At 70.0% G+C, this 25388-nt stretch carries 20 protein-coding genes; 6 read left to right on the forward strand and 14 right to left on the reverse strand.

Annotated features, from left to right (window positions below):
- Positions 1–59 precede the first annotated feature (59 nt).
- The 3 genes from VPH61_RS04035 to VPH61_RS04045 all read right to left on the reverse strand — a co-directional run bounded on the left by VPH61_RS04035 (position 60) and on the right by VPH61_RS04045 (position 4295).
- The gene (locus VPH61_RS04035; protein ID WP_332062226.1) at positions 60–2090 is read right to left on the reverse strand and encodes a M13 family metallopeptidase; all 2031 of its coding nucleotides are present in this window, start codon (positions 2088–2090) and stop codon (positions 60–62) included.
- 173 nt (positions 2091–2263) lie between these two features.
- The gene (locus tag VPH61_RS04040; RefSeq protein ID WP_332062227.1) at positions 2264–2962 is read right to left on the reverse strand and encodes a potassium channel family protein; all 699 of its coding nucleotides are present in this window, start codon (positions 2960–2962) and stop codon (positions 2264–2266) included.
- Entirely contained in the window at positions 2955–4295 is a 1341-nt protein-coding gene (locus VPH61_RS04045; RefSeq protein ID WP_332062530.1) for a TrkH family potassium uptake protein, read from the reverse strand. Before VPH61_RS04045 ends, VPH61_RS04040 begins: the two co-directional genes overlap by 8 nt.
- A gap of 94 nt (positions 4296–4389) precedes the next feature.
- Between VPH61_RS04045 and VPH61_RS04050 the strand changes: the two genes are divergently transcribed.
- Complete coding sequence (locus VPH61_RS04050; protein ID WP_332062228.1) at positions 4390–5805, forward strand: MATE family efflux transporter; 1416 nt, start codon at positions 4390–4392, stop codon at positions 5803–5805.
- A 15-nt stretch (positions 5806–5820) separates the two neighbouring features.
- On the opposite strand, the gene VPH61_RS04055 is transcribed toward VPH61_RS04050, so the two are convergent.
- Complete coding sequence (locus tag VPH61_RS04055; RefSeq protein ID WP_332062229.1) at positions 5821–7047, reverse strand: amidohydrolase; 1227 nt, start codon at positions 7045–7047, stop codon at positions 5821–5823.
- 204 nt (positions 7048–7251) lie between these two features.
- Positions 7252–8319 (reverse strand): LacI family DNA-binding transcriptional regulator, encoded by a 1068-nt coding sequence (locus VPH61_RS04060; RefSeq protein ID WP_332062230.1) that lies wholly within the window; start codon positions 8317–8319, stop codon positions 7252–7254.
- Between the two features lie 102 nt (positions 8320–8421).
- On the opposite strand from VPH61_RS04060, the gene VPH61_RS04065 reads away from it, so the two are divergent.
- Positions 8422–9186: an SDR family NAD(P)-dependent oxidoreductase gene (locus tag VPH61_RS04065; RefSeq protein WP_332062231.1), complete on the forward strand. Its 765-nt coding sequence runs from the start codon at positions 8422–8424 to the stop codon at positions 9184–9186.
- Between the two features lie 85 nt (positions 9187–9271).
- Here VPH61_RS04065 and VPH61_RS04070 read toward each other — a convergent pair whose 3' ends face one another.
- From VPH61_RS04070 to VPH61_RS04105, 8 genes are all read right to left on the reverse strand, one after another.
- Positions 9272–10471 (reverse strand): glycine C-acetyltransferase, encoded by a 1200-nt coding sequence (locus tag VPH61_RS04070; RefSeq protein WP_332062232.1) that lies wholly within the window; start codon positions 10469–10471, stop codon positions 9272–9274.
- A 2-nt stretch (positions 10472–10473) separates the two neighbouring features.
- Positions 10474–11517, reverse strand: a complete 1044-nt coding sequence (gene tdh / locus VPH61_RS04075; protein WP_332062233.1) for an L-threonine 3-dehydrogenase — start codon at positions 11515–11517, stop codon at positions 10474–10476.
- Positions 11518–11644: 127 nt separating this feature from the next.
- Positions 11645–12838: a Gfo/Idh/MocA family protein gene (locus tag VPH61_RS04080; RefSeq protein ID WP_332062234.1), complete on the reverse strand. Its 1194-nt coding sequence runs from the start codon at positions 12836–12838 to the stop codon at positions 11645–11647.
- A 38-nt stretch (positions 12839–12876) separates the two neighbouring features.
- Positions 12877–13992, reverse strand: coding sequence for a LacI family DNA-binding transcriptional regulator (locus tag VPH61_RS04085; RefSeq protein ID WP_332062235.1), 1116 nt, complete (start codon positions 13990–13992; stop codon positions 12877–12879).
- Between the two features lie 4 nt (positions 13993–13996).
- A complete protein-coding gene (locus tag VPH61_RS04090) occupies positions 13997–14902 on the reverse strand; it encodes a carbohydrate ABC transporter permease (protein WP_332062236.1) in 906 nt (301 codons plus the stop codon).
- A complete protein-coding gene (locus VPH61_RS04095) occupies positions 14895–15869 on the reverse strand; it encodes a carbohydrate ABC transporter permease (protein ID WP_332062237.1) in 975 nt (324 codons plus the stop codon). The genes VPH61_RS04090 and VPH61_RS04095 overlap by 8 nt, the downstream gene beginning before the upstream one ends.
- 4 nt (positions 15870–15873) lie before the next feature.
- Positions 15874–17148 carry an ABC transporter substrate-binding protein gene (locus VPH61_RS04100; protein WP_332062238.1) on the reverse strand — a complete coding sequence of 425 codons (1275 nt, stop codon included), beginning with the start codon at positions 17146–17148 and terminating at the stop codon, positions 15874–15876.
- Positions 17149–17269: 121 nt separating this feature from the next.
- Positions 17270–18712 (reverse strand): sulfatase family protein, encoded by a 1443-nt coding sequence (locus VPH61_RS04105; RefSeq protein ID WP_332062239.1) that lies wholly within the window; start codon positions 18710–18712, stop codon positions 17270–17272.
- Positions 18713–19111: 399 nt separating this feature from the next.
- Here VPH61_RS04105 and VPH61_RS04110 point away from each other — a divergent pair, with 399 nt between their 5' ends.
- The 4 genes from VPH61_RS04110 to VPH61_RS04125 all read left to right on the forward strand — a co-directional run bounded on the left by VPH61_RS04110 (position 19112) and on the right by VPH61_RS04125 (position 24643).
- Complete coding sequence (locus VPH61_RS04110; protein WP_332062240.1) at positions 19112–21688, forward strand: collagenase; 2577 nt, start codon at positions 19112–19114, stop codon at positions 21686–21688.
- Between the two features lie 173 nt (positions 21689–21861).
- Positions 21862–23112, forward strand: coding sequence for an MFS transporter (locus VPH61_RS04115; RefSeq protein WP_332062241.1), 1251 nt, complete (start codon positions 21862–21864; stop codon positions 23110–23112).
- 50 nt (positions 23113–23162) lie between these two features.
- Positions 23163–23858 (forward strand): endonuclease NucS, encoded by a 696-nt coding sequence (gene nucS, locus VPH61_RS04120; protein WP_332062242.1) that lies wholly within the window; start codon positions 23163–23165, stop codon positions 23856–23858.
- A 92-nt stretch (positions 23859–23950) separates the two neighbouring features.
- Positions 23951–24643: an HAD hydrolase-like protein gene (locus VPH61_RS04125; protein ID WP_332062243.1), complete on the forward strand. Its 693-nt coding sequence runs from the start codon at positions 23951–23953 to the stop codon at positions 24641–24643.
- Between the two features lie 21 nt (positions 24644–24664).
- Here VPH61_RS04125 and VPH61_RS04130 read toward each other — a convergent pair whose 3' ends face one another.
- On the reverse strand, positions 24665–25090 hold the full coding sequence (locus tag VPH61_RS04130; RefSeq protein ID WP_332062244.1) for a hypothetical protein: 426 nt from the start codon (positions 25088–25090) through the stop codon (positions 24665–24667).
- Positions 25091–25388: the final 298 nt, after the last annotated feature.

Consider the following 25388-nt stretch of genomic DNA (forward strand, 5'->3'; position numbering starts at 1 on the left):
TCGGCGCTCCCCCACCGCTGAAGCGGCGCGCTCGAAATTCCTCGATTGAACGTACAGGACTACCAGATCGTCACACGCTCGGCTGGGTCGAGCCAGAGGGCGTCGTCGGGAGTCACTTCGAAGCTAGCGTAGAACTCGTCGATGTTCCTGACGATCTGGTTGCAGCGGAACTCGTTCGGTGAGTGCGGGTCGATCGCGAGCAGTCGCACGACCTCCTCGTCGCGGCCCTTCATCTGCCAGGCCTGGGCCCACGACAGGAAGAAGCGCTGCGCGGCGGTCAGCCCGTCGATCACGGGCGCCGAGTCGACGTCGCCGCCGAGCGAGATGACGTAGGCCTTCCACGCGATCGCGAGTCCGCCAAGATCGCCGATGTTCTCGCCGATCGTGAGGGCGCCGTTGACGTGCGGCGCTTCGCCCGAGGCATCCGCTTCGCCCTCGCCTTCGACGGGCTCAGGGAGCACCGCGGAGGAATCGGGATGCAGCTGCGACGGCACGAGCGCGTCGTACTGGGCGATGAGCGCCGTCGTGCGCTCCTCGAACGCGGCGCGGTCGGCCTCGGTCCACCAGTCGGTGAGGCGACCGTCGCCGTCGTACTTCGAGCCCTGGTCGTCGAAGCCGTGCCCGATCTCGTGACCGATGACGGCGCCGATCGCGCCGTAGTTGGCGGCAGCGTCGCGCTCGGCGTCGAAGAACGGGTACTGCAGGATTGCCGCCGGGAACACGATCTCGTTGAACCCGGGGTTGTAATACGCGTTGATCGTCTGCGGCGTCATGAACCACTCGTCGCGGTCGAGCGGCTTGCCGATCTTGCCGAGCTCGCGGTTGAACTCGAACTCGGCGGTCGCCCGCACGTTGCCGACGAGGTCGTCGGTGATCTCGAGCGCCGAGTAGTCGCGCCACTTCACCGGGAAGCCGATCTTCGGCGTGAACTTCGCGAGCTTGTCGAGCGCCTTGGCCCGGGTCTGCTCGCCCATCCACTCGAGCGCGTCGATCGACTGCCGGTAGGCCTCGACGAGGTTCGCGACGAGGTCGTCCATCGCCACCTTCGCGGCGGGCGGGAAGTGCCGCTCGACGTAGATGCGGCCGACGGCCTCGCCCATTGCACCCTCGACGAGCGAGACGCCGCGCTTCCAGCGCTCGCGCATCTGCGGGGTGCCGGTGAGCGTGCGGCCGTAGAAGTCGAAGTTCGCCTCGACGAAGTCGTTCGAGAGGTAGGCGGCGCTGCCGCGCACGACCTGCCAGGCGAGCCAGTCCTTCCACGCGGGCAGGCGGTCCTCGGTCAGCAGCGCGCCGAGCCCCTGCACGAACGACGGCTCGCGCAGCACGATCTCGTCGAACGCGCCGGCCGGCACACCCATCGCGTCGCGCCAGACATCGAGATCAGCGGATGCCTCGGTGACCGCGTCGGCCCATGAGAACAGGTTGTACGTCTTCTCGCTGTCGCGCGTCTCGACGTTGCTCCAGTGCGCCGCGGCGATCGCGGTCTCGAGCTCATAGACGCGGGCAGCACGCTCCTCGGGCTGTTCGAGCTGCGCGAGCCGCAGCATCCGCTCGAGGTGTGCACGGTACGCCTCGCGAACGGATTCGAAGCGCTCTTCACGGAAGTAGCTCTCGTCGGGCAGGCCGATGCCGCCCTGCTCGACGAAGACGAGGTAACGCTCGGGGTCGCCCGGGTCGTTGTCGACGTAGAGCTGCAGGAAGCCCGGAACGCCCTGGCGCTCGAGTCGGCCGAGCGTCTCGAGGAATGCGTCGACCGAGCTGATGAGGTCGACCTCGACGAGCTGGCCCGCGATGGGCGTCGCGCCCAGCAGGTTCGCGCGCTCCTCATTCATGAAGCTCGCGTAGAGGTCGCCGACCTTGCGCGCCTCGGTGCCGGGCTCGGCCGCCTGCGACTCCTCGATGATCTCGCGTACGGCCTGCTCGGCCTCCTCGTGCAGCACGAGGAACGACCCGTACCTGGCCTTGTCGTCCGGGATCGCGGTGCGCTCGATCCACCGGCCGTTGACGTGTCGGAAGAGGTCGTCCTGCGGGCGGATGCCCGCGTCGAGTTCGTCCTGCTTGATTCCGGAGGGCAGCGCGACATCGGTCATCCCCCCAGCCTATGCGGCGGCCCGGCGAGGGGCCCGCGTGTCGCACGGAAGGTGCGTGAAACTCCCAGCGATCGCCTGATGATCAGTCGACGGGAGCGCCGGGAGCCCGGCTCACCGGGACCTGGGTGCATTCGCGAGCTCGCTCGTCTCGCCGGGCGGGCGGGCGGGCGGCCTCAGCGAAGCTGGGCGAAGCTCTCGGCATTCGCCGTCGGCCCGACGACGAGGATCGTGTCCCCGGTGTGCAGCACCGTGTCGGCGTCGGCGTTGCGCCACTGCTCGCCGGCCCGCTTGAACGCCGCGACGGTGACATCGTGCTCGGTGCGGAGACCCGTGTCGCCGAGCCGCTTGCCGACGAGCACAGCGGGTGCCGACGCCTTCACGAGCGCGTATCCGGGGTCGACCTCGATGTAGTCGAGGGCTGCGCCGCGCACGAGGTGGGCGACCCGGCGCCCCATGTCTTTCTCGGGGTAGATCACGTGATGGATGCCGAGCTGCTCGAGGATGAGGCCGTGACGGTCGTCGACGACCTTCGCCCAGATCACCGGGATGCCCATGCTGAGCAGCACCGAACACGTGAGGATCGAGGCCGAGATGTCGTCGCCGATCGCGACCACGACCCGGTCGAACTCGTCGACGGCGAGCTGGCGCAGCGCCTCCTCCTTCGTGGAGTCGGCGCGCACCACCTGGGTGAGGCGCCCGTTCATCGACTGCACGAGCACCTCGTCGACGTCGATGCCGAGCACCTCGGTGCCGCCGGCCATGAGCTCGAGCGCCAGGGCGCTGCCGAACCGGCCGAGCCCGATGACCGCGACCGAGTCGGCCTCCGCGATGCGGCGCGAGGTGTCGCCGCCGAACAGGGGGAATCTAACCAATTGCCGGCCTTTCCTTGGGGTATTCGTAGAGCAGGGGTCGCTCGCGCAGCGCGATCGCGCTGCCGAGGGTGAGCGGCCCGAGCCTGCCGATGAACATGAGCAGTACGAGCACGAGCTTCGCCGCATCGGGTAGTCCGGGTGTGACGCCGGTGGAGAGGCCGACGGTGCCGAACGCGGAGACCGCCTCGAAGAGCATGCGGTCGAGGTTCTCGCCCGTGATGAGCATGAGCGCGACCGTCGCCGCCACGACGGCGGCGACGGCGAGCAGCACGACCGTGATCGCCTGTCGGTGCACCGCTCGCGACAGCCGCTTGCCGAAGATGTTCACGGCGCCCTCGCCGCGGAGCTCGGTGAGCATGATGAAGTACAGCACCGCGAAGGTCGTGACCTTGATGCCGCCCGCCGTTCCGGCGGGCCCGCCGCCGATGAACATCAGCACGTCCATGCCGAGCCAGGTCTCGTCGTGCATCGCCCCGATGTCGAGCGCGTTGAACCCCGCGGTGCGCGTCTGCACCGAGTGGAAGAAGCCCGTCAGCACGCGCGCCGCCGGGTCGAGCGCGCCGAGGGTGTCGGGATTGTTCCACTCGATCACCGTGATGTAGACCGTGCCCGCGACGAGCAGCACGGCGCTGCCCCACAGCACGAGCTTCGTGTTCATCGACCAGTGCAGCGGCCTCGTGAACTCCTTGCGCAGCTGCATGATCACGGGGAACCCGAGGCCGCCGAGAATGATCGCGGCGGCGATCGGCAGGCAGATCCACGGGTCGCTCACGAAACCCATCAGGTTGTCGCTGTAGAGCGCGAACCCCGCGTTGTTGAACGAAGAGACGGCGTGGAAGGCGCCGTACCAGGCCGCCTGGCCGAGGTCGTACCCGTAGCCGAGCACGAACCGCAGGAAGAGCAGCACGAACGTGCCCGCCTCGATGGCGAGCGAGATCAGCACGATGCCGCGCACGAGTCCGCGCACGTCGTCGAAGCCGACGGCCTTCGCCTCGGCCGCGGTGTTCAGCCGCGAGCGCACCGACAGCTTTCGAGCGAGCACCAGGCCGATGAGCGAGGCGAAGATCATGATGCCGAGGCCGCCGAGCTGGATCAGGAGCATGATGACGACCTGGCCGAACGGCGTCCAGTACGTCAGGGTGTCGACGACGGTCAGCCCCGTCACGCAGACAGCGGATGTCGCGGTGAAGAGCGCCTCGATGAACCCGGCGCCGCCCGGTCCGACCTTCGCGATCGGCAGCATCAGCAGCAACGTGCCGGCCAGCACGGCCCCGGCGAACCCGATGACCACGACCTGCGCCGGGTGCATCCGGAATGCCCGCCGCCGCAGCATCCGCTGCCGAGCCCGCACCGTGTCCCGTGACGTCACGTCGGTACTCTAGACCCGCCGCGGCCGGTCGGCGGCGAGACGTAGGCTCGTGGGGCACATGAAGAGCTCAGAGGCATCCGACTCCGGCGCCGGCGAACGCGGCGTCGACCGCCGTGACGATCACGGCGGCGTTCACGACCTCGACCGCGGAGCCGGCCGCGGGGTCGATCGCGAGATCCTCCGACTCGCAGTTCCCGCGCTCGGCGCCCTCATCGCCGAGCCCCTCTTCCTGCTCGCCGACACGGCGATGATCGGTCACCTCGGTGCGACCCCGCTCGCGGGCCTCGGACTCGCGAGCGCCGTGCTGCAGACGATCATCGGGCTCATGGTCTTCCTCGCCTACGCCACGACTCCCGCGGTCGCCCGCCGAGTCGGGCTCGGCGACGTGCGGGGCGCGGTCGCCTCGGGCATCGACGGGCTTTGGCTCGCACTCGCGATCGGCGTCATGCTCGCCGTCGCCGGGTGGTTCGCCGCACCGATGCTCGTCGGCCTCTTCGGCGCCTCCGAGGCAGTGACCGCCGAGGCATCCGTCTACCTCTCGATCTCGATGGCGGGGCTGCCGGCGATGCTCATCGTCTTCGCGGCCACGGGCCTGCTGCGCGGTCTTCAAGACACGCGCACCCCGCTCTGGGTCGCCGGCATCGGCTTCGCGGTGAACATCGCACTGAACTACGTCTTCATCTACGTCGCCGGGTGGGGCATCGCCGGGTCGGCCGTCGGCACCGTCGTCGCGCAGTGGGGCATGGTCGCCGTCTACCTCGTCGTCGTCGCGCGGCACGCCGCCCGCGCCGGTGCGAGCCCGTGGCCGCATCATGCGGGAGTGCTGCGCGGCGCGGCATCCGGCGGCTGGTTGTTCCTGCGCACGCTGAGCCTGCGGCTCGCGCTGCTGCTCGCGACCTGGGCGGCGACCTCGCTCGGCTCGAACGAGCTCGCCGCGTTCCAGGTCGCGATGACGATCTACTTCACGATCGGCTTCGCCCTCGACGCCCTGGCGATCGCCGCGCAGGCCCTCATCGGCCGCGATCTCGGTGCTGGAGATGTCGCCAGTGTGCGCGCCGTGCTGAAGCGCTGCCTGCAGTGGGGCGTCGGCAGCGGCGGCGTGATCGGCGGGCTCGTGCTCGCGACGGCCTGGGTGCTGCCGAAGGTCTTCACGAGCTCAGCGGATGTCGCGGCGCTCCTGCCCCCGACACTCATCGTGCTCGCGCTCTCGGCCCCGCTCGGCGGCATCGTGTTCGTGCTCGACGGCGTGCTCATCGGCGCTGGCGACGCCCGCTACCTCGCCTGGACGGGCGTCGTGAACCTCGTGGTGTTCGTGCCGCTCGCGCTCTGGGTGGTCGCCGTCGCGCCGGCCGGCGCCGCCGGGCCCGCCTGGCTCATGGCGGCGTTCGCGATCGGCTACCTCGGCGCCCGGGCGGTCACGCTCGGGCTGCGAGCCCGCGGCTCGAAGTGGATGGTGGTCGGCGCGGGGCGCTGATCGCCGAGCCGCCCGTCAGGCGGCCCCCTCGCCCAACCACTCCCGCGCGGCCGCGACGAGGGCGGCGACGCCGACGTCGAGCGTCGGCTCGATGAGCGGTGCGAAGAACGGCGAGTGGTTCGACGGGATGTCGTCGGGCATGCGCCCGGTCGCGAGCGCGTCGCCGAAGAGTGCCGGGTCGGAGCCGCCGAGGATCCAGTAGACGAGCGGCGCTCCGGCCGCCGTCGCGAGCACGCCCACGTCTTCGCTGCCCGAGATGATGCCCGGGTCGATCACGCGCTGCTCGCCGAGCGCACGTCGGAGGGCCGCGGCGGTGCGCTCGGTCGCTGCCGGTTCGTTGACCGTGACCGGGAAGCGCTCCTCGTAGTCGAACTCGGGCTCGCGAGGCGCGTTCGATGCGGCGGCCTCGGCCTTCGCGATGCGCTCGATCGCCGTCACGACCTTGGTGCGCACGGTCTCGTCGAAGCTGCGGATGCTGAGTCCGAGCGTCGCCTCGGCCGGGATGATGTTGTTCTTCGTGCCCGCGTGGATCTGGCCGACGGAGACGACCGCGGCATCCGTCGCAGCGAGTTCGCGCGCGACGATGCCCTGCAGTCGCACGACCGTCGACGCGGCGAGGTAGACGGGGTCGACCGTGGTCTCGGGGCGTGAGCCGTGCCCGCCGGTGCCGTGCAGCCGGATCGTGAGCGAGTCGGCGCCGGCCATCGCCACGCCTCCGCGCACGGCCGCGAAGCCGGCAGGCAGGGGCGCGACATGCTGGCCGAGCACGATGTCGGGCTTCGGCACCCGGTCGTAGAGGCCGTCGGCAACCATGGTCTCCGCACCGCCGCCCCACTCCTCTGCGGGCTGGAACAGCGACACGAGGGTGCCCGACCACGCGTCGCGCTCGGCGACGAGCCGCTCGGTGGCACCGAGCAGGCACGTGACGTGCACGTCGTGGCCGCACGCGTGCATGACGGGCACGTCGTTGCCCTCGTGGTCGGTGCCGCGCGCCGTACTCGCGTACGGCAGGCCCGTCGCCTCGAGCACCGGCAGGCCGTCCATGTCGGCGCGGAGCAGCACCGTGGGGCCGTCGCCGTTCTCGAGCACGCCGACGACGCCCGTGCGGCCGATGCCCGTCGTCACCGTCAGTCCGAGGGCGGTGAGGGCGTCGGCCACGATGCCGGCGGTACGGTGCTCCTGGAAGGAGAGCTCGGGGTTGGCGTGCAGGTCGCGGTAGACGGCGGCGAGATCGAGGCTCATGTCGTCAGCCTAGATGCGGGGTGCCCGCCGGGCCGGCGTCGAGATGCCGCAAGTTGTCGCATCTCGCGACCGGATACCGACAACACGTGGCATCTCGATCGCACGCGAGACCCGCGAGCGACGTGAGGATGAGATGTTCGGCTGCGGGGCGCGTCGGGCTGCGAGGGAGTCAGCGCGCGGGAGTCAGCGCGCAGCGCGAGCGAGTCAGCACGCAGCGCGCGGGGGCGCCGTGGTGTCACCGACGTGCAGCGTGCTCGTGAAGCAGCGCGACTCGGGTGGTTCCCCCGAGAGCATCTGCACGACGGCCTCGCCGGCGGCACGGCCCTTCGCGACCGACGGCTGCGCGAGGGTCGTGAGGTCGTGCTGCAGCCCGTCGACGCGGATGCCGTCGAAGCCGAGTACGCTGACATCGCCCGGCACGTGCATGCCGAGCTCCTCCGCCGCCTGGATGACGCCGGCCGCGAGGAGGTCGCTCTGCGCGATGATCGCGGTCGGGCGGCTCGCCGGGTCGGCGAGCAGCGCCCGGGCGGCCTCGATGCCCTCCTCGATCGAGCTCGCGGCGGCAGCGCGGCCCGTCGCCTCGGGGAAGATCTCACGAGCCCCGGCGAGACGCTGGCTCGCGGTGGCCGCGGTGCTCGACCGCAGCAGCTCCTCGGTGAGCGGGCCGCGAGTACGCGCGGCGTCGAAGGGCAGCGTCACGATCGCGACATCCGTGTGCCCCAGCTGCCGCAGGTATTCGGCGCCCCGCCGTGTCGCCTGGAGGTTGTCGATCGAGATCTCGGGGATGTCCTCGCCGGTGTCGCCCTCGATGGCCACGGCGGGGATGCCGCGGCGTCGCAGCGCCTCGATCGAGACCCCGAGGCGTGGGCTGCAGCCCACGAGCACGACCGCGTCGACCGGCGCGCTCTCGATGCTGACGGCGCTCTCGTCGGTCTCACCGGTGTCGGTGAGCAGCAGGAGCCCGGCGCCGAGCGGCGCGATGCCCTCGGAGATGCCGTCGAGCATCTGGATCTTCACGGGATCGAGGAACGCCGCGCGCACCCGCTCCTCGAGCACGACGCCCACGATGCCCGAGCGACCGCGGCGGAGCGAACGTGCGCGAGGGTCGGGGCCCGCATAACCGAGATCGGATGCCGCGGCGAGCACGCGCTGCTTCGTGGCGTCCGAGACCGGTCCTGAGCCGCTGAAGGCGAGCGAGGCGGTCGACTGGGAGACTCCCGCGCGCGCCGCGACATCAGCGAGCGTCGGTCGTTGTGCTGCATCGGGCTGCATGCGCCCGAGTCTAGGCCGAATCGATTCGATCGGCGATCGGCTCACGAGCTGCCACACTCTGCGAAGGATGACAGGCCGGCGGCATCCCTTAGGCTCGGCCGCATGTCGAGAACCGCCCTCATCACCGGCGCGAGCTCAGGGCTCGGCGCGGAGTTCGCCCGTCAGCTCGCGGCCACGGGTGCCGACCTCGTGCTCGTGGCGCGCGACCGCACCGCCCTCGACGAGCTCGCCGACACCATCCGTCGCACTCACGGTGTCGGCGTCGAGGTGCTGCGCGCCGACCTGCTGAAGCCCCGTCATCTCGCCCAGGTCGTCGAGCGGCTCTTCGACGCCGAGCGCCCGATCGACCTGCTCGTGAACAACGCGGGCTTCGGCCTGCCGCTCGACTTCGCGAGCAACGACATCGACGACGAGGTGCGCCATCTGCACCTGCACGTCGAGGTGCCGATGCGCCTCAGCCACGCGGCGCTCCGCGCGATGCTCCGCCGTCGGCGGGGTCGGATCATCAACATCGCGTCGGTCGGCGCGTTCATTCCGCGATCGACATATGGGGCCTGCAAACGCTGGCTGGTCGAGTTCAGCGAGTGGGCGAACGGGCAGTACTCGCCGCGGGGCGTCACCATGACGGCGGTCTGCCCGGGCTACACGCACACGAACTTCCACGAGCGGCTCGGGCTGGCACCGGGCGAGGAAGGGGTGCCGGGCTGGATGTGGCTGGACGCACGGAAGGTCGTCGCCGAAGCGCTGCGCGACACCGCCCGCGGTAAGCCCGTGTCGGTGCCGTCGCTCCGCTACCGGCTGCTCATCGGCCTCGCGCGGTTCGCACCCCGCTCGCTGGGCGCGAGGGTCGGTGCCTGCGGGCGCTGAGGCGCCGGCATCGCGGGTCGTGGAGCGAGCGCAGCGAGCGTCTCGAAACCCCTCGAGCACAGGTCTCGATACGGCGCTGGCGCGCCTACTCGACCGGCGATACCGGCGAGCCCACCTCGTCACGGGCGGCGATGAAGGCGGCGACGCAGCGCCGGATCTCCTCCTCGGAGTGCGCTGCCGAGAGCTGCACGCGGATGCGCGCAGCCCCGCGGGGCACGACCGGGAAGCTGAACGCCGTCACGTACACCCCGTGCCGCTGCAGCGCGTCGGCCATGCGGGCGGTGAGCGCGGCGTCGCCGAACATCACGGGCACGATCGGGTGCTCGCCGGGCAGCAGGTCGAACGAGGCATCCGTCATCAAGGAACGGAACAGTGCGGAGTTCTCGCGCAACCGCGACCGCAGCTCGCCCGAGGAGGCGAGCAGTTCGAGGGCCCGGATCGTGCCGGCCACGATCGCCGGGGCGAGCGTGTTCGAGAAGAGATAGGGCCGGGCCCGCTGGCGCAGCAGGTCGACGATCTCCTGGCGCGCGGCGACATACCCACCGGAGGCCCCGCCGAGGGCCTTGCCGAAGGTGCCGGTCGTGATGTCGACGCGGCCCTCGACACCGCAGTGCTCGGGCGTGCCGCGCCCGTGCTCGCCCACGAAGCCCACCGCGTGCGAGTCGTCGACGAACACGAGCGCGTCGTACTTGTCGGCGAGGTCGCAGATCTCGGCGAGGGGCGCGATGTAGCCGTCCATCGAGAAGACGCCGTCGGTCACGATGACCCGGCGGCGGGCAGCGGATGCCGCGACCAGCTGCGCCTCGAGGTCGGCGAGGTCGCGGTTCTTGTAGCGGTAGCGCTGCGCCTTCGAGAGCCGGATGCCGTCGATGATCGACGCGTGGTTCAGCTCGTCGGAGATGATCGCGTCGTCGGCGCCGAAGAGCACCTCGAAGACGCCGCCGTTCGCGTCGAAGCACGAGGAGAAGAGGATCGTGTCGTCGTACCCGAGGAACGACGAGACCCGCTGCTCGAGCTCGAGGTGCAGCTCCTGCGTGCCGCAGATGAACCGGACGCTCGCGAGGCCGTAGCCCCACTCGTCGAGGCCCGTGTGCGCCGCCGCGACGATGCGCGGGTCGTTCGCGAGCCCGAGGTAGTTGTTGGCGCAGAAGTTCAGTACCTCGCGCCCGGCGACCTCGATCTCGGAGGACTGCGGGCCGTGGATGCCGCGCTCGCGCTTCGTGAGCCCGGCGGCCTCGATCTCGTCGAGTTCGGCGCGAAGCTGGTCTCTCACCGTTCCGTACATGTCTAGACCTCCGTCCAGTCGAGGATGACCTTGCCGACGCCGCCCGAGGCGGCCGCGTCGAACGCCGTGCGCCACTCGCGCGCCGGGTAACGGTCGCTGATGATCGAGGCGACGCGCGAGCGGAGCACCTCGCTCGACTGCAGCATCGCGCTCATCGAGTTCCAGGTCTCGAACATCTCGCGCCCGTAGATGCCCTTCATCGTGAGCATGTGGGTGACGACCTTGCCCCAATCGATCGCGAACGGCTCCGCCGGCAGGCCGAGCAGCGCCATGCGACCGCCGTGGTTCATGTTCTCGATCATCTCGGGCAGCGCCTTCGCCGAGCCCGACATCTCGAAGCCGACGTCGAATCCCTCGCGCATGCCGAGGCGCTCCTGCGCCGAGCGCACGCGCTCCTTCGACACATCGACGACGGCGTCGGCCCCCATCTCGAGCGCCAGCGCCAGGCGTGCGGGCGAGACATCCGTCGCGACGATGAAGCGGGCGCCGACGTGCCGGGCGACCGCGATCGACATGAGCCCGATCGGGCCGCAGCCCGTGACGAGCACGTCTTCGCCGACGACCGAGAACGCGAGCGCGGTGTGCACGGCGTTGCCGAACGGGTCGAAGATCGCCCCGACCTCGGGCTCGACCGAGGCGTGGTGCACCCACACGTTCTCGCCGGGCAGCACGACGAACTCGGCGAAGGCGCCGTCGCGATGCAGCCCGAGCCCGAGCGTTCGGATGCACATCTGGCGGCGGCCGGCACGGCAGTTGCGGCACATGCCGCACACGATATGACCCTCGCCCGAGACGCGGTCGCCGACGGCGACGTCGTGCACGAGCGGTCCGACCTCGACGACCTCGCCGAAGAACTCGTGGCCCGGGATGAGCGGAGCGGCGATCGTCGACGCGGCCCAGTCGTCCCACTTCTCGATGTGCAGGTCGGTGCCGCAGATACCGGTGCGCAGCACCCGGATCTTCACGTCGGCCGGCCCTGTCTCGGGCTCCGGCCGCTCGACGTACTCGAGGCCGGCGCCGGGGGCGGGTTTGTACAGGGCCCTCATGCAAAACTCCGTTGTTCAGAACATGAGCCGCTGGGTGCGGCGGCTCATGCGAGTGGTCCGGTGGGTGCGCCGGATGACTCAGCCATCGTACCGGCGCAGCGTGGTTCGTCGAAGGCGAGCGGATGCCTCAGGCTCGCGTCACGGCAAGTGGTTCGACCTGCCCGGCCTCGAAGTAGGCGACCAGGTCGGGTGCGAGTTGCGGCACAGCGAGGGTGGCGCCGTCGCCGCGGAGCGACTCGGTCGCACGGACGCCGACCGCGACGGCCTCGCGCGCCGCGACCGGGGACGTCTCGGTCGCGCCGCCGTCGCGCACGAAACGCAGGAACTCCGCGACGAGGAGCTCGTCGGCGCCGTCGTGACCGACCTCCTCGGGCGCCTCCGGCACGATGAAGGTCTCGTCGGCCGGCGCGGCGCCGTGATGGCGGCGGTTCCAGAGCCCGACCTCCGACCCCGAGACGTCCCCGAAGTTCTCGATGCGGCCCTCGGTGCCGATGACCGTGTAGTTGCGCCAGTAGTCGGGGGTGAAGTGGCACTGCTGGTAGCTCGCGAGCACCCCGTTGCCGAGGCGCATGTTGACCATCGAGATGTCCTCGACGTCGATCACCGGGTTGAGCCCGCTCTGCGCGGCCGGCGGCCAGTTGTCGAGGCTGAACCAGTCGCGCATGCGCTCCCCCGACCGGTCGCGGCGATCGTCGATGTCGCCGTACACGCTGAGCGAGCCCATCGCCTGCACCTCGCTCGTGTACGCCCCGGCCAGCCAGTGGATGACGTCGAGGTCGTGCGCGCCCTTCTGCAGGAGCAGCCCGGTGGTCTTCTCTCGTTCCGCGTGCCAGTCCTTGAAGTAGTAGTCGCCGCCGTTGCCCACGAAGTGACGGCACCAGATCGCCTTCACCTCGCCGATGCGCCCCTCGAGGATGAGACGGCGCATGAGCAGCACGACCGACATGTGCCGCATGTTGTGGCCGACGTAGAGCCGGGTGCCAGTGCGCCGCGCGGTCTCGAGGATCGCGTCGGCGTCCTCGACGGTGACGGCGAGCGGCTTCTCGCAGAAGACCGGCACGCCCGCCTCGAGCGCGGCGATCGCGACCGGCGCGTGCTGGTGGTCGGGTGTGAGCACCATCACCGCGTCGATCCCGCTCGCGAGCAAGTCGTCGAGCGAGTCGGTGACGGATGCCTCGGGCAGCACCGCCCGCGCATCGGCCCGTGACCGCTCGGCGAGGTCGCACACTGCGACGACGCGCGAGCCGCGGCCGGGGCGGTGCGCCTCCTTCCAGAGGGTCGAGCGGGCGCCGAAGCCGACGATGCCGATGTTCAGATCCACGGGGTGGTGCTCCTTCAGGTGTTCCCGCGTACGCGGGGTCACAGCGTGCGCGCCGCGCGAGGCGTGGCGTCGAGATCGGTCGAGCCGCCCGGAACGAGCGACCAGGGGAATACGTGCAGCCGGGCCTCGGTCGCGGCCGGCTCGAGCGCGCGCGCCACGATGATCTCCGCCTGCCTGCGGTAGAAGTCGGTCGGACCGACGGTCGTCAGCGTCGGCGCGACTGATTGCGCGTCGGGGGTGTTGCCGACGCCGATGACAGCGACGTCGTGCGGCACCCGAAGACCCAGCATGTGCGCGGCGTTGATCGCCGCGATCGCCGCGAAGTCGGTCGTGGCGTAGACGGCCGTCGGACGATCCTTCCGCGAGAGCAGCCCGACGGCCGCAGAGAAGGCGCTCGCCTGCGTTCCGGCGTACGTCGCGGTGTGCTCGGGCACGATCGGCAGGCCGCGCTCGCGCATCCGTTCGAGGTAGGGCGTGTACCGCGAGCCCTCAGGTGCGTGCACGGCGTCCTCGGCCACGAGGCATCCGATCGCGGTGTGCCGCTCGAGCAGGTGGTCCATCGCGAGGTAGCAGCCCGGGATCGCATCGGAGCGGATCACGTCGTAGCCGTTCGGCTCGAGCGTCTCGCTGAAGACCACCAGGCGTTGCCCGCGCTCGGCGAGGGCCTGCACCTTCTGCTCTGCGTCATCGGTTCCGATCGCGCCGTCGAGGTAGGCCACGTCGCTCTCGACCCGGTCGAGCGCCGCGTACCAGTCGCCGTCGGCGAGGATGAGCGTCGTGAGCCCGTGCCGGTTCGCCTCCTCGTTGACGGCGGCCGCGACGGCGAGCGACCACGGGTCGCTCAGCATGTGCAGCGAGAGCTGCACCGTGTCGCTGCGCCCCGTGCGGATCGTGCGGGCCGCGCGATTGGGACGGTAGTTGAGCTGCTCGGCCGCCGCCAGCACGCGCTTCGCGGTCGGCTCGGCAACCCCGGAGCCTCCGCCGCTGCGGCCCGAGAACACGTACGACACGGTTGCGGTCGAGACGCCCGCGAGGTCGGCGACCATGCGCAGCGTCGGCCGCCGGCGCCCCGCGGCGCTGCTGCCGCCGCCGTTGCCGAGATGACCGCCCTGGCCGCCGCCCGTCGTCGATCCGTCCACGTTCGTCCGCACCATCACGTCACCCCTTCGTTCCCGAGAAGGCGATGCCCTGGATGAACTGCTTCTGCAGGATCATGAAGGTGATCAGCATGGGCAGCGTCGCCAGGAGTGCGCCCGCCATCAGCACAGGGTAGTCAGTGCCGTGCAGGCCGACGAGCTGCGACAGGCCCACCGAGAGGGGCATCTTCTCGGGGTCGGTCGTGACGACGAGCGGCCACAGCAGGTCGTTCCACGACCACAGCACCGTGAAGACGGTGAGCGCGACGATGCCCGGCTTCGCGAGCGGCACCATGACCCTCCAGAACGTCTGCCACGGATTCGCGCCGTCGATGCGCGCCGCCTCTTCGAGCTCGGACGGCATCGACATGAAGAACTGGCGCATGAGGAAGGTGCCGAACGCGCTGAAGATGCCCGGCACGATGAGCGCCTGCAGGGTGTTCAGCCAGCCCAGGCTCTGGATGATCTCGTATTGCGGCAGCAGGTAGAGCTGCGACGGCACCATGAGCACCGAGAGGAACAGCACGAAGACCACGTTGCGGCCGCGGAACGGGATGCGCGCGAAGGCGTAGCCCGCCATCGTGCAGAGCACTACCTGGCCGACGGTGCGGCCGACGGTGAGCAGCACCGAGTTCAGGAACATCTGCCCGAACGGCATCGAGTCGAAGACCTCGGCGAAGTTCGTGAACACCCACGGGTCGGGGATCACGACCGGCGGCACCTGCACCGAGTCCTGGAACGTCTTGAACGCCGTGAGGGTCTGCCAGACGAACGGGAAGACCATCAGGATCGCGCCGCCGGCGAGCAGCAGGTGCACGAGCCAGTGACCGCGATTGCGTCGGCCACGGGCAGCGGATGCCGCGCGCCCACGCTCGGTCGCGGCATCCGCGCCGGTCATCGCCCGGGTATCGAGGGAGAGGTCACTCATAGTGCACCCACTTCTTCTGCAGGCGGAACTGCACGACGGTCAGCACCAGGATGATGATGAGAAGGAGGAACGCGATCGCCGCCGCGTAGCCCTTCTCGTTGTCGATGAACCCCGCCTGGTAGAAGAGGTAGACGATGGTGCGGGTGTTCGGCATCGCCGGGTTCGACGTGCCGAGCATCATGTAGATGAGGTCGAACACCTGCAGTGCGCCGATGACGCTGATCACGCTGACGAAGAAGATGCTCGGACTCAGCAACGGGATGGTGATCGAGAAGAACTTGCGCACAGGGCCTGCGCCGTCGAGGTCGGCGGCCTCCATGACCGTGTCGGGGATCCCCTGGAGCCCCGCGAGGAAGATGACGATGTTCGTGCCGAGGCCCGCCCAGATGCCGACGACGGCGATGGCGATGAGCGCCGTGCTCGGGTCGGTGAGCCAGCTCGCGCCCTCGATGCCGAAGACGCCGAGCACCTCGTTGAGCACGCCGTAGTCGCCGTTGTAGATCATGCGCCAGACCAGTGCGATCGCGGCCGGCATGGTGACGACCGGGATGAAGTAGAGGGTGCGGTACACGCCGCGGCCGCGCAGCCCGGTCGTGTTCAGCAGCGCCGCGATGGCCACCGCGAGCGGGATGCCGACGAGGGCGATCACCGTGTACAGCGCGGTGTTGCGGAGGGCGCCGAGCAGCTCGGGGTCCTGGAAGAGCCGCACGTAGTTGTCGACACCGACGAACTCGGAGCCGCCGAAGGGGCCCGACTCGGTGAACGACATGAGGAAGGTGCGCACGGTCGGCCACAGGTAGAAGGCGAGGAGGCCCGCGGCCGTCGGGCCGATGAACAGCAGCGCCCACCATGGCGACTGGCCGGGTCCTCGCCCGCGCCGGCGCCCCCGGCCGGGGGCGGCCTCGAGCCGCCCCCGATCGAGTTCGGAGATCGGCGCGCTCGCGCGCTGCGCGATCAGGTCGGTCATGGCGCTACTCCGACTCCGAGTCGAGCGCCGCCTGCATCTCGGTGGCGAGCTGCTGAAGGCCGTCCTCCGGCGAGATCGAGCCGGCCCAGACCTGCGAGAGCACCTCGCTCTCGATCGACGTCCACGCGGCGGTGTTCTTCGACACGGGGTAGGCAACGGCCGTGTCGAGCGCGTCGATGTAGACCTGGAGGTCGTACTGCGGCAGCGCGTCGACCCAGGCCTGCTGCTTGCCGTCGAACGCCGGGATGACGGTGCCCGAGTCGGCCATGATGTCGGACGCCGCCTCTCCGCTCGCGAACGCGGCGAATTGCTTGGCGAGTTCGAGGTGGTCGCTCTCGGCGTTCACGACGTTGGCGAGGCCGTGGATGACGCTCTGGTTCCCCTCGGCGCCCGCGGCGAGGGGCGCGACGTTCACCTTGTCGGCGATGTCGGGGTTGTCGGCGTAGGCGCCGGCGGCCCACGAGCCGTTCTGGAACATGGCGACCTTGCCGGAGAAGAAGAGGTCTTCGGGGTTGGTGTCGGTCATCTGCTGCGCGGTGGGCGAGGAGCCGGCCGCGATGAGGTCGGTCCACAGCTCGACGCCCGCGAGCGCCTCGGGGCTGCCGTAGCCCGATTCGGTGCCGTCCGCGCTGATGACCTCGCCGCCGGCCTGCGCGATCGAGTTGTAGTAGTTCTCCTGGCCGAACTGCGAGGCCGCGATGCCGAACTGCCCCGTCGCGGGGTCGGTGAGCTTCGCAGCGGTCGCCTTGAGGTCGTCCCAGGTCCAGCCGGCCTCGGGATACGCGACGCCAGCGGCGTCGAAGAGTTCCTTGTTGTACCAGAGTCCGACGGTGTCGAAGTCCTTCGGGGCCCCGTAGAGCGCGTCGTCGTACGTGTAGAGATCGACGAGTCCCTGCGGGTAGTCGGCCGGGTCGATGCCCTGGTCGTCGAGCGGGGCGAGCACCCCGTTCGAGGCGTAGAGCTGGAAGTTCGGGCCGTTCATCCAGAAGACATCGGGAGCCGAGCCGCCCGAGACCGAGGTCTGCAGCTTCGTGAAGTACTCCTTGTACGGGGTGGTGACGAGCTTCACGGTGACCTCGGGGTGCTCCTCCGTGAAGGCGGCGGCGATCTCCTTCATCGCGGCCTCCTGCTTCTGGTCCCAGACGCCGTACTCGAGCGTGACGGCCTCGCCGTCGCCCGCGTCCGAACCCGAGTCGCTGCACGCGCTGAGCGCGAGTGCGGCCGTCGCGGCCAGTGCCACCGCGGCGGCCCCGCGACGGGTGATTGCACTTCGAAGCATCCGATCCTCCTTTGGATCTGTCTCTTGGTGAAGGATGGCGAGACTGTGCCCGCCGAATGTTAATCGTTTAGCTAAACGATTAACACGTGACTGTAGCGGCGGTCGCCGGGCGACGCAAGCTTCACTTCGGAACCACGGACGATCGGTCCATCTCGGCCCGCCATTGCCGGCGCGCGACGGTGAGCTCGGCGACGACCTCTGGATGCTCGGCCCGCACGTTGCGCTGCTCAGAGGGGTCCGTCACGAGATCGACGAGGCGGAGGCCGTCGCCCGGCTCGGTGTGCTCGACGCGCCGGATCTCCGCCGCATGCGGCGAGCGGGACTCGACCCAGGTGAGCTTCCACCGGCCCTGCCGCACCGCCCACTGCCAACGGCAGTCCCAGTGCAGCTCATCGCGAACCGGGCCGCCGTCACCACGGAGGAAGGCCAGGAGGTCGCGGCCGTCGAGCCCGCCGAGCCCGGCGCCCGCCGCGGCGAGCGCCGTCGCCGCGATGTCCATCGAGCTCACGAGTCCGTCGCGCACCACCCCGCCGGGCAGCGCCGCCGGCCAGCGCACGAGGAACGGCACGCGGATGCCGCCCTCGTAGAGCGTGTACTTCGTGCCGCGGAGCGGAGTGTTCAGGCCGTAGTTGCACTGCGAGCCGCCGTTGTCGGTCGTGTAGACGACGATGGTGTCGTCGCCGATGCCCCGCTCGTCGAGCAGATCGAGCAGGCGGCCGATCTGCCGGTCCATCAGCTCGAGCTGGGCGAGGTAGTAGGCCCGCCCGTTCGCCAGGTTCGGGCTGATCGCGCCGTCGTACCAGTCGAGGTATTCGGAGGCCCCGGGGTACCAGTCCTCGAATCCCGGCAGCCCGCGCGCCTCGAGCTCCTCGTCGGGCAACTGCCAGCAGAAGTTGTGCACCGCGTTGAAGGCGACCATCGCGAAGAACGGCCGCTCGTCATCAGCGCCGATGAAGGCGGCGGCACGGTCGGCGATCTCGTCGGTGAGGAATCGCTCGACCTCGACCGGCTCCCCGCCCGCCGACATGGGCTGCACGGCCATGGCCTTCGCCGCGCCGCCGTAATCGCCGACGGCCGCGCTCGAGTGACGCAGGTAGTTGAGGCGCCCCATCGACTGACCAGCGAGCCCGTAGAAGCTGTCGTCGAAGCCGTGCTGCGGCGGTGCGCCGCGATCCCCCTCCCGCTCGGCGCCGTAGTGCACCTTGCCGTAGTAGCCCGTCCGATACCCGACATCGCGGAGCCGCTCGGCGAGCGAGGGATGCTCGGGGCCCGCCATCGACGAGTCGTCGAACCAGTGCGCGCCCCAACGCTGCTGATAGGCGCCGGCGATGAGGCCGGCGCGCGATGGCGAACAGACGGGTGCGGTCACGTACGCCTCATCACAGCCCACCCCTTCGGCAGCCAGTCGGTCGAGCGCAGGGGTGCGCACCTCCGGATCGATGCCGAGGGCCGATCGGTCGGCGTACCCGTGATCGTCGGAGACGATCAGGAGGATGTTGGGGCGCGATCGAGGCGCTCTCCCGGAGAGTGCGTCATCGCGCTCGCTGCTGATCAGGGCCGGCATCCCACTCCCGTCGGGTTGTTAATCGATTAGCAAACCATAACCCGGAGCCCCTCGGCAACAAGGCCACCTGCCGGTTGCGTGTCCAGGCCGTCCTCATCTCCCACCGGCAGCACCGCCGGGCACTGAACGATGGGGGACACCCGTGCGCGGTTCGACCGCCTTCGCACCGCTGGAATCGTGCATTCGGCGAGGGCGGTCGGCATGGGGGCCGAGCCGCGTATTCGCAGAACGGGGGACATTTTTGTATTCAGTATGTAGCGCGTGACATGTAATGCATGACAAGATGACCGCGGTGCTTCGACGAAGACGCACCGCTCCGGCCGAGGCCGGAGACCGCACAGGGTCGAGAACCTGCAGTGCCGGTTCATCGATCCGCAGCACATGATTCAGGAGTCGACGATGACCCAACCCATCAAGCGCAGGGGGACGACCACAGCCATCGCGCTGTCGATCGCCCTCGCCTTCAGCCTCAGCGCTCCCCTCGGGGCGAACGCGGCACCACCCGATCCGGCGCCGTCCGGCTTCGGTCCGACGGCGTCCACCGCTCCCACGCAGACCGCAGCCACCGACGACGCGCCGCGTCCGGACGAGACGCTCGAGCCGGCGCCGTTCACCGCCAACTCCGAGGTGCACCGCACCGAGGCGGGCGAAGAGGTCGCCCTTCCCGACCGTCCCTCGGCGACCGGCACGGATGCACCGCTCTCCCGGCAGTCGGCCGCGGTGGCCGGAGCCTGCACGCCCGCGGAGTTCGCCGCAGCAAGCGGACGAGCGCTCGTCGACCTCGTCACGGCGACGACCCCGGACTGCGTCGACACGCTGTTCCAGGCAGCCGGCGCCGACGCGAAGGCCGTCTTCGCCGAGTCGCAGATGGTGACGATCGCGAACGCGCTGCGCACCGTCGCCACTGCCTACCCCGGCGACAACAGCACCTCGGCGTTGCAGCTCGTGCTCTTCCTCCGGGCCGGCTACTACGTGCAGTACTACGACCCCGAGAACGTGGGCGACTACGGCAGCACGCTCTCGACCGCGACCGCCGGTGCGCTCGACGCGTTCTTCGGCAACGCGCGCTCGCGCGACGTGACCGACGCGAACGGCGAGATCCTGAGCGAGGCCGTCATCCTCATCGACAGTTCCGAGCTGAATGCACGGTACCTCGACGTGGTCGAACGGCTCCTCACGGGCTACGACGCCGAGTACGACGCGTCGTGGTGGATGCGCAACGCGGTGAACAGCACCTTCACCGTGCTGTTCAGGGGCCACCAGGTGCCCGCCTTCGTCACGGCGGTCGCCGCCGACCCGTCGATCCTGACGACGCTGCGCGACTTCGCCGTCACCCACCTCGACCTGATCGGAGGCGACTCCGCGTTCCTCCCGTCGAACGCCGGTCGCGAACTCGCCCGCTTCCTCGGCGACAGCGCGGTGCGCGCCGCCGCGAAGCCCTTGGTGGTCGACCTGCTGACGCGCACGTCGCTCGACTCGCCGACCGCGCCGCTCTGGATCGCAACCGCGACCGTCGTCAACTACTACGACGGCGGGGCCTGCGCCCAGTACGGCACCTGCAACCTCTCCGAACGCGTCGCCGACGCCGTGCTCCCGACCGAGCACGTCTGCTCGTCGAGCATCACGATCCGCGCCCAGGAGATCAGTGCCGATCAGCTCGCGGCGAGCTGCTCGAGCCTGCTGGCCCAGGACCAGTACTTCCACGCGGTCGCGAAGGACCCGGGACCGGTGCCGAACGATGTGAACTCGCGCGTCGAGGTCGTCGTGTTCGACTCGAGCAGCGACTACCAGAGCTACGCGGGCGCCATCTTCGGCATCGACACGAACAACGGCGGCATGTACCTCGAGGGCGACCCCTCGGCGGCCGACAACGTCGCGCGCTTCATCGCCTACGAGGCGGAGTGGCTGCGCCCCGCATTCGCGGTGTGGAACCTGAACCACGAGTACACCCACTATCTCGACGGCCGGTTCAACATGCACGGCGACTTCGAGGAGGGCATGCAGACGCCCACGATCTGGTGGGTCGAGGGCTTCGCCGAGTTCATCTCGTACCACTACCGAGGCGAGGCCTATACGGCCGCGCAGGCGGCGGCCGCACAGGGCACGTACAAGCTCAGCGAGCTCTTCGACACGAACTACGACCACGGTCAGGAACGGGTCTACCGCTGGGGCTACCTCGCCGCGGCGTTCATGCTGAACGAGCGCCCCGCCGAGCTGCAGGCGATCCTCGGTTCGTACCGTGCCGGTGACTGGAGCGCGGCTCGCACGTACATCACCGACACGATCGGCACGCGGTACGACGCCGACTTCGCGGCGTACCTCGAGCGGTGCGCGGCGGGCGAGTGCAGCGCCGATCTCGGCGGCGGCGGAACCGACCCGGTCAACCGCGTGCCGATCGCCTCGTTCGGCATCGCGATCGATGGGCTGAGCGTCGCGTTCACCGACACCTCGACCGACCCGGACGGCACGATCGCCTCGCGCAACTGGCAGTTCGGCGACGGGCAGGAGTCGGACGCATCGAATCCGACGATCGCCTTCGCGGCGGCCGGCGCGTACTCGGTCACCCTGACGGTGACCGACGACGACGGGGCGACCGGCACGGTCACCCTCCCCGTCACCGTCGACGACGGCGGACCGGCACTCCCCGAGTGCACCGGCTCCGACCTTCGCCAGCTCGACGACGAGTGCAGCCGATCGGGACGTTCGGCAGCACGCGGTGACACCGACGGCCTCTACATCTGGATCCCGGCCGGGACCGCCCAGGTGACCGTCACGACGACGGGTGGCACCGGCGACGCCGACCTCTATTACAACTGCTACGACTGGGCCGGTGCGAACGCGCACGTCGCCCGCTCCACGACGCGCGGCAGCAATGAGGAGAGCGTCGTGGTCGCCTGGCCGCTGCCGGGATGGAACTACGTCGGCCTGACCGCCGTCGAGGACTTCGCGGGGGTGAGCGTCACAGCCAGCTACTGATCGATCGATCAGCGGCCGTGCGGTCCGGGTCTCCCGAACCGCACGGCCGCGCTGTCGGACGGCCGCAGGTCCGCCCACTCGCTTGCGAGCGCACCGGGCGGCGGTTAGTGTGATCGAGTCGTGAAGTCGAATCGATTCGACTCCGGCCGATCCGCGGAAGAGAGACAGGCAGCATGACCACCCCCGGCCACACGGAGCAGCCGATGCGCCCTGCACGCGAGCTGCTCGCCTGGCGCAACGCGATCTTCGCCATCTTCTTCCTCTCGGGGCTCAGCCTCGCGAGCTGGGTCGCACGCCTCCCGGCGATCCGCGACGACCTGGCCCTCAGCACGCAGGGCGTCGGCCTCATCATCCTCGCCGGCTCGATCGGCTCGGTCCTCGGTCTCATCGCCGCGCCGTGGCTCATGGCCCGCGTCGGCGCACGCCTCGGCATGTCGCTCGCGCTCGTGACGGTCGCGGCGGGCCTCCTGCTCGTCGGCGTGGGCGGGTCCGTCGTCTCGTCGGTGCCGCTCGTGGTGGTCGGTCTCGCCATGTTCGGCTTCGGCAACGGTGCGGTCGACGTGATGATGAACGTCGAAGGGGCCGAGGCCGAGCGAGAACTCGGCAAGACCGTGATGCCGCTCATGCACGCGTTCTTCAGCTTCGGCACGGTCGCCGGCGCCGGGCTCGCAGCCGCGGCATCCGCCATCGCACTCCCGGTGTGGGCGCATCTGGGTGTCATCGCCCTCGTGATCGCCGCGGGCGTCGTCGTCGCGGTGCGCTTCGTGCCGGTGCGCGTCGAGCTCGGCGACGACCCGCACGATGCGGGCCAGCGCGAGCCATGGACGGTGCGGCTCAAGCGAAGCCTCAGCGTCTGGGCCGACGCCCGCCTCCTCCTGATCGGCGTCGTGATGCTCGGCATGTCGTTCGCCGAGGGCAGCGCGAACGACTGGCTGGCCCTCGCGGTCGTCGACGGGCACGGGTACGACGAGACCACCGGAGCCGCGATGTTCACGGTCTTCACGATCGCGATCACGGGCGCTCGCGTGGTCGGCGGGCGCTTCATCGACCGGTTCGGTCGAGTGGTGATGCTGAGGAGCATGTCGGTCATCGGAGTGGCTGGCCTCGCACTCTTCATCTTCGCGAGCGAGCCGTGGCTGCTCGTCGTCGGCACCGCACTGTGGGGCATCGGCTGCTCCCTCGCGTTCCCGGTCGGCATGTCGGCCGCCGCGGATGTGCCCGATCGAGCGGATGCCGCGGCGCGCGTCAGCGCCGTCGCCATGATCGGATACTGCGCCTTCCTGGTCGGCCCGCCGCTCATCGGATTCCTCGGCGAGGAGTTCGGCATCCTCAACGGATTGATCCTGCTGCTCGGCCTCATGGTGCTCGCCGGCCTCGCCGCGCCGGCCGCGCGCGAACGCACCGGTCCGCGGGCGCGGCACTGATCGGAGCGCCGGGGCGTCGGCCCGAGGCATCCGGCGCATAAACTCATCGGGTGCGTCTCGTCATCGCCCGCTGCTCCGTCGACTATGCGGGGCGCCTCGCGGCCCATCTCCCACTCGCCACCCGCCTCCTGATGGTGAAGGGCGACGGCAGCCTGCTCGTGCACTCCGACGGCGGCAGCTACAAGCCGCTCAACTGGATGAGCCCGCCGTGCACCCTCACGACGCTCGAGCCCGACGACGACCAGCGCGCCGCGGGCATCGTCGAGCTCTGGAAGGTCGTGCACCAGAAGACGGCCGACCAGCTGATCGTCTCGATCCACGAGGTGCTGCACGACACGAACCACGAGCTCGGCATCGACCCGGGCCTGCAGAAGGACGGGGTGGAGGCGCACCTGCAGAAGCTGCTCGCCGAGCAGATCGAGCTGCTCGGCGACGGCCACCGGCTCGTGCGTCGCGAGTACATGACGGCGATCGGCCCGGTCGACATCCTGGCGACGGATGCCGCGGGGGCCTCGGTCGCCGTCGAGCTCAAGCGCCGCGGCGACATCGACGGCGTCGAGCAGCTGACCCGCTACCTCGAGCTCATGAACCGCGACCCGCACCTCGCCCCGGTGACCGGTGTCTTCGCGGCGCAGGAGATCAAGCCCCAGGCCCGCACCCTCGCGGAGGACCGCGGCATCCGCTGTCTCGTGCTCGACTACGACGCGATGCGCGGCGTCGACGACGGGCACTCGCGCCTGTTCTGAGGCGGGTTTCGAAAGACGGCGCAAGCGCACCCCTGCAATCCACACGTGCGAACCTGAGTGTCACTCGGGTTTTTGCCCCCTAGGATGTCACGGTGACTACCGAGACCATCACGATCCCGACGGCGACCGCGCCGACCCGCACCTGGTCGGCTGTGCTGTTCGACCTCGACGGCACGATCGTCGACTCGGCATCCGACATCACCGCGTCCCTCGCGCACATGTTCACCGAGCTCGACCTGCCCGTTCCCAGCGACGAGGTGCTCCGCGCCTACGTGGGCCCGCCGCTGCTCGACAGCCTCCGCCTGAGCGCCGGGTTCGACGACGCCGAGGCGTGGGAGGCGCTGAACATCTATCGCGACCACTACGGCGAGCACGTGCTCCGCTCCCCCGTGTTCCCGGGTGTCGCCGGCGTGCTCGAGCGCCTGCACGCAGCCGGAATCCCCGTGGCCCTCGCCACCTCGAAGCCCGAGTCGATGGCCGTCAAGGTGCTCGACCACCAGGGCCTCAGCCAGTACTTCACCGTCATCGCGGGCGCGAGCGACGACGAATCGCGCAGCACGAAGGCCGACGTCGTCGCCGAGGCGCTGCGCCGCCTGAACGAGCTCGGCATCAGCACCGAGCACTCGGTGATGGTCGGCGATCGCGGGTACGACACGCTCGGCGCCGCCGCGAACGGCGTGCCGACGATCCTCGTCGAGTGGGGCTACGGCTCCCCCTCCGAGGCCGCCGACGCCATGGCGGTCGTGCACTCGGCCGACCAGTTGCGGAGCCTCCTCCTCGGCTGAGGGGTGCGCCGCTGAGCGTGCTCAGTAGCCGGATGTCGCGGGCACGACCTCGACCGTGAACTCGATCGTCTCGCCTGTCTCGCCGTTCTCGAGGGTCACCGCGGTCGATCCGACGGCGGTCGCCGTCAGGCCGGGGTCGAACTGCGCGCTCCCGTCGTCACGACCCGGCGTGAACTCCACGATCGAGGGGTCCTCGATCTGGGCATCCCACTCGGTGTAGGTCTCGTCGTCGCCCGTCAGGTCGATCACGTTGCCGTCGACGACCTCGATCGTCTCGCCGTCGATCTCGCCGAGGTCGACGACGACCGGCGCGGGCAGGGTGTCGGTGCCCGAGCTGCACCCGGCGAGCGCGATGCCGCCGACGGCCGCGACGACGAGCAGCAGTGTCACACGTGCGCGGCGCGCGGCGCGCGGCATCCGCTCGTTCTCACTCGTTCGATCGGCCATGGCAGCCCCCTGCGCGCTCGGCTTGCGGCGCTCGGCGCCGTCGCGTTCAGCGTAGACCGAGCGGATGCCGCGCGACACCCCTGCCCGACCGATCGCCCACTCACGGCGAACGCATATCCTGACGAACCCTCAGCTTGAAGGGTTCGCAAGATTCGCCCCCGTGCGGGGCACACGCGCGCATGATCGACGCGGATCGCGAGGCGCACGCAACAGACATGCGTGATGTTCGGGCAAAGCCCCCACAGCTCTTCCATAGGCGCGGCGTTCCACGGCAGTATTCCGATTACGTTCGCCCACC

This window comes from Agromyces sp. CCNWLW203 (genome assembly GCF_036576125.1).
In the GTDB taxonomy this organism is placed as follows: Bacteria; Actinomycetota; Actinomycetes; order Actinomycetales; family Microbacteriaceae; genus Agromyces.

Excerpts from the sequence above, each read along its gene's own strand:
- VPH61_RS04035 (WP_332062226.1), bottom strand. The coding sequence starts at position 2,090 with ATGACCGATGTCGCGCTGCCCTCCGGAATCAAGCAGGACGAACTCGAC.
- VPH61_RS04045 (WP_332062530.1), bottom strand. The coding sequence starts at position 4,295 with ATGCTGCGGCGGCGGGCATTCCGGATGCACCCGGCGCAGGTCGTGGTC.
- VPH61_RS04050 (WP_332062228.1), top strand. The coding sequence starts at position 4,390 with ATGAAGAGCTCAGAGGCATCCGACTCCGGCGCCGGCGAACGCGGCGTC.
- VPH61_RS04055 (WP_332062229.1), bottom strand. The coding sequence starts at position 7,047 with ATGAGCCTCGATCTCGCCGCCGTCTACCGCGACCTGCACGCCAACCCC.
- VPH61_RS04060 (WP_332062230.1), bottom strand. The coding sequence starts at position 8,319 with ATGCAGCCCGATGCAGCACAACGACCGACGCTCGCTGATGTCGCGGCG.
- VPH61_RS04065 (WP_332062231.1), top strand. The coding sequence starts at position 8,422 with ATGTCGAGAACCGCCCTCATCACCGGCGCGAGCTCAGGGCTCGGCGCG.
- VPH61_RS04070 (WP_332062232.1), bottom strand. The coding sequence starts at position 10,471 with ATGTACGGAACGGTGAGAGACCAGCTTCGCGCCGAACTCGACGAGATC.
- tdh (WP_332062233.1), bottom strand. The coding sequence starts at position 11,517 with ATGAGGGCCCTGTACAAACCCGCCCCCGGCGCCGGCCTCGAGTACGTC.
- VPH61_RS04085 (WP_332062235.1), bottom strand. The coding sequence starts at position 13,992 with ATGGTGCGGACGAACGTGGACGGATCGACGACGGGCGGCGGCCAGGGC.
- VPH61_RS04090 (WP_332062236.1), bottom strand. The coding sequence starts at position 14,902 with ATGAGTGACCTCTCCCTCGATACCCGGGCGATGACCGGCGCGGATGCC.
- VPH61_RS04095 (WP_332062237.1), bottom strand. The coding sequence starts at position 15,869 with ATGACCGACCTGATCGCGCAGCGCGCGAGCGCGCCGATCTCCGAACTC.
- VPH61_RS04100 (WP_332062238.1), bottom strand. The coding sequence starts at position 17,148 with ATGCTTCGAAGTGCAATCACCCGTCGCGGGGCCGCCGCGGTGGCACTG.
- VPH61_RS04105 (WP_332062239.1), bottom strand. The coding sequence starts at position 18,712 with ATGCCGGCCCTGATCAGCAGCGAGCGCGATGACGCACTCTCCGGGAGA.
- VPH61_RS04110 (WP_332062240.1), top strand. The coding sequence starts at position 19,112 with ATGACCCAACCCATCAAGCGCAGGGGGACGACCACAGCCATCGCGCTG.
- VPH61_RS04115 (WP_332062241.1), top strand. The coding sequence starts at position 21,862 with ATGACCACCCCCGGCCACACGGAGCAGCCGATGCGCCCTGCACGCGAG.
- VPH61_RS04130 (WP_332062244.1), bottom strand. The coding sequence starts at position 25,090 with ATGGCCGATCGAACGAGTGAGAACGAGCGGATGCCGCGCGCCGCGCGC.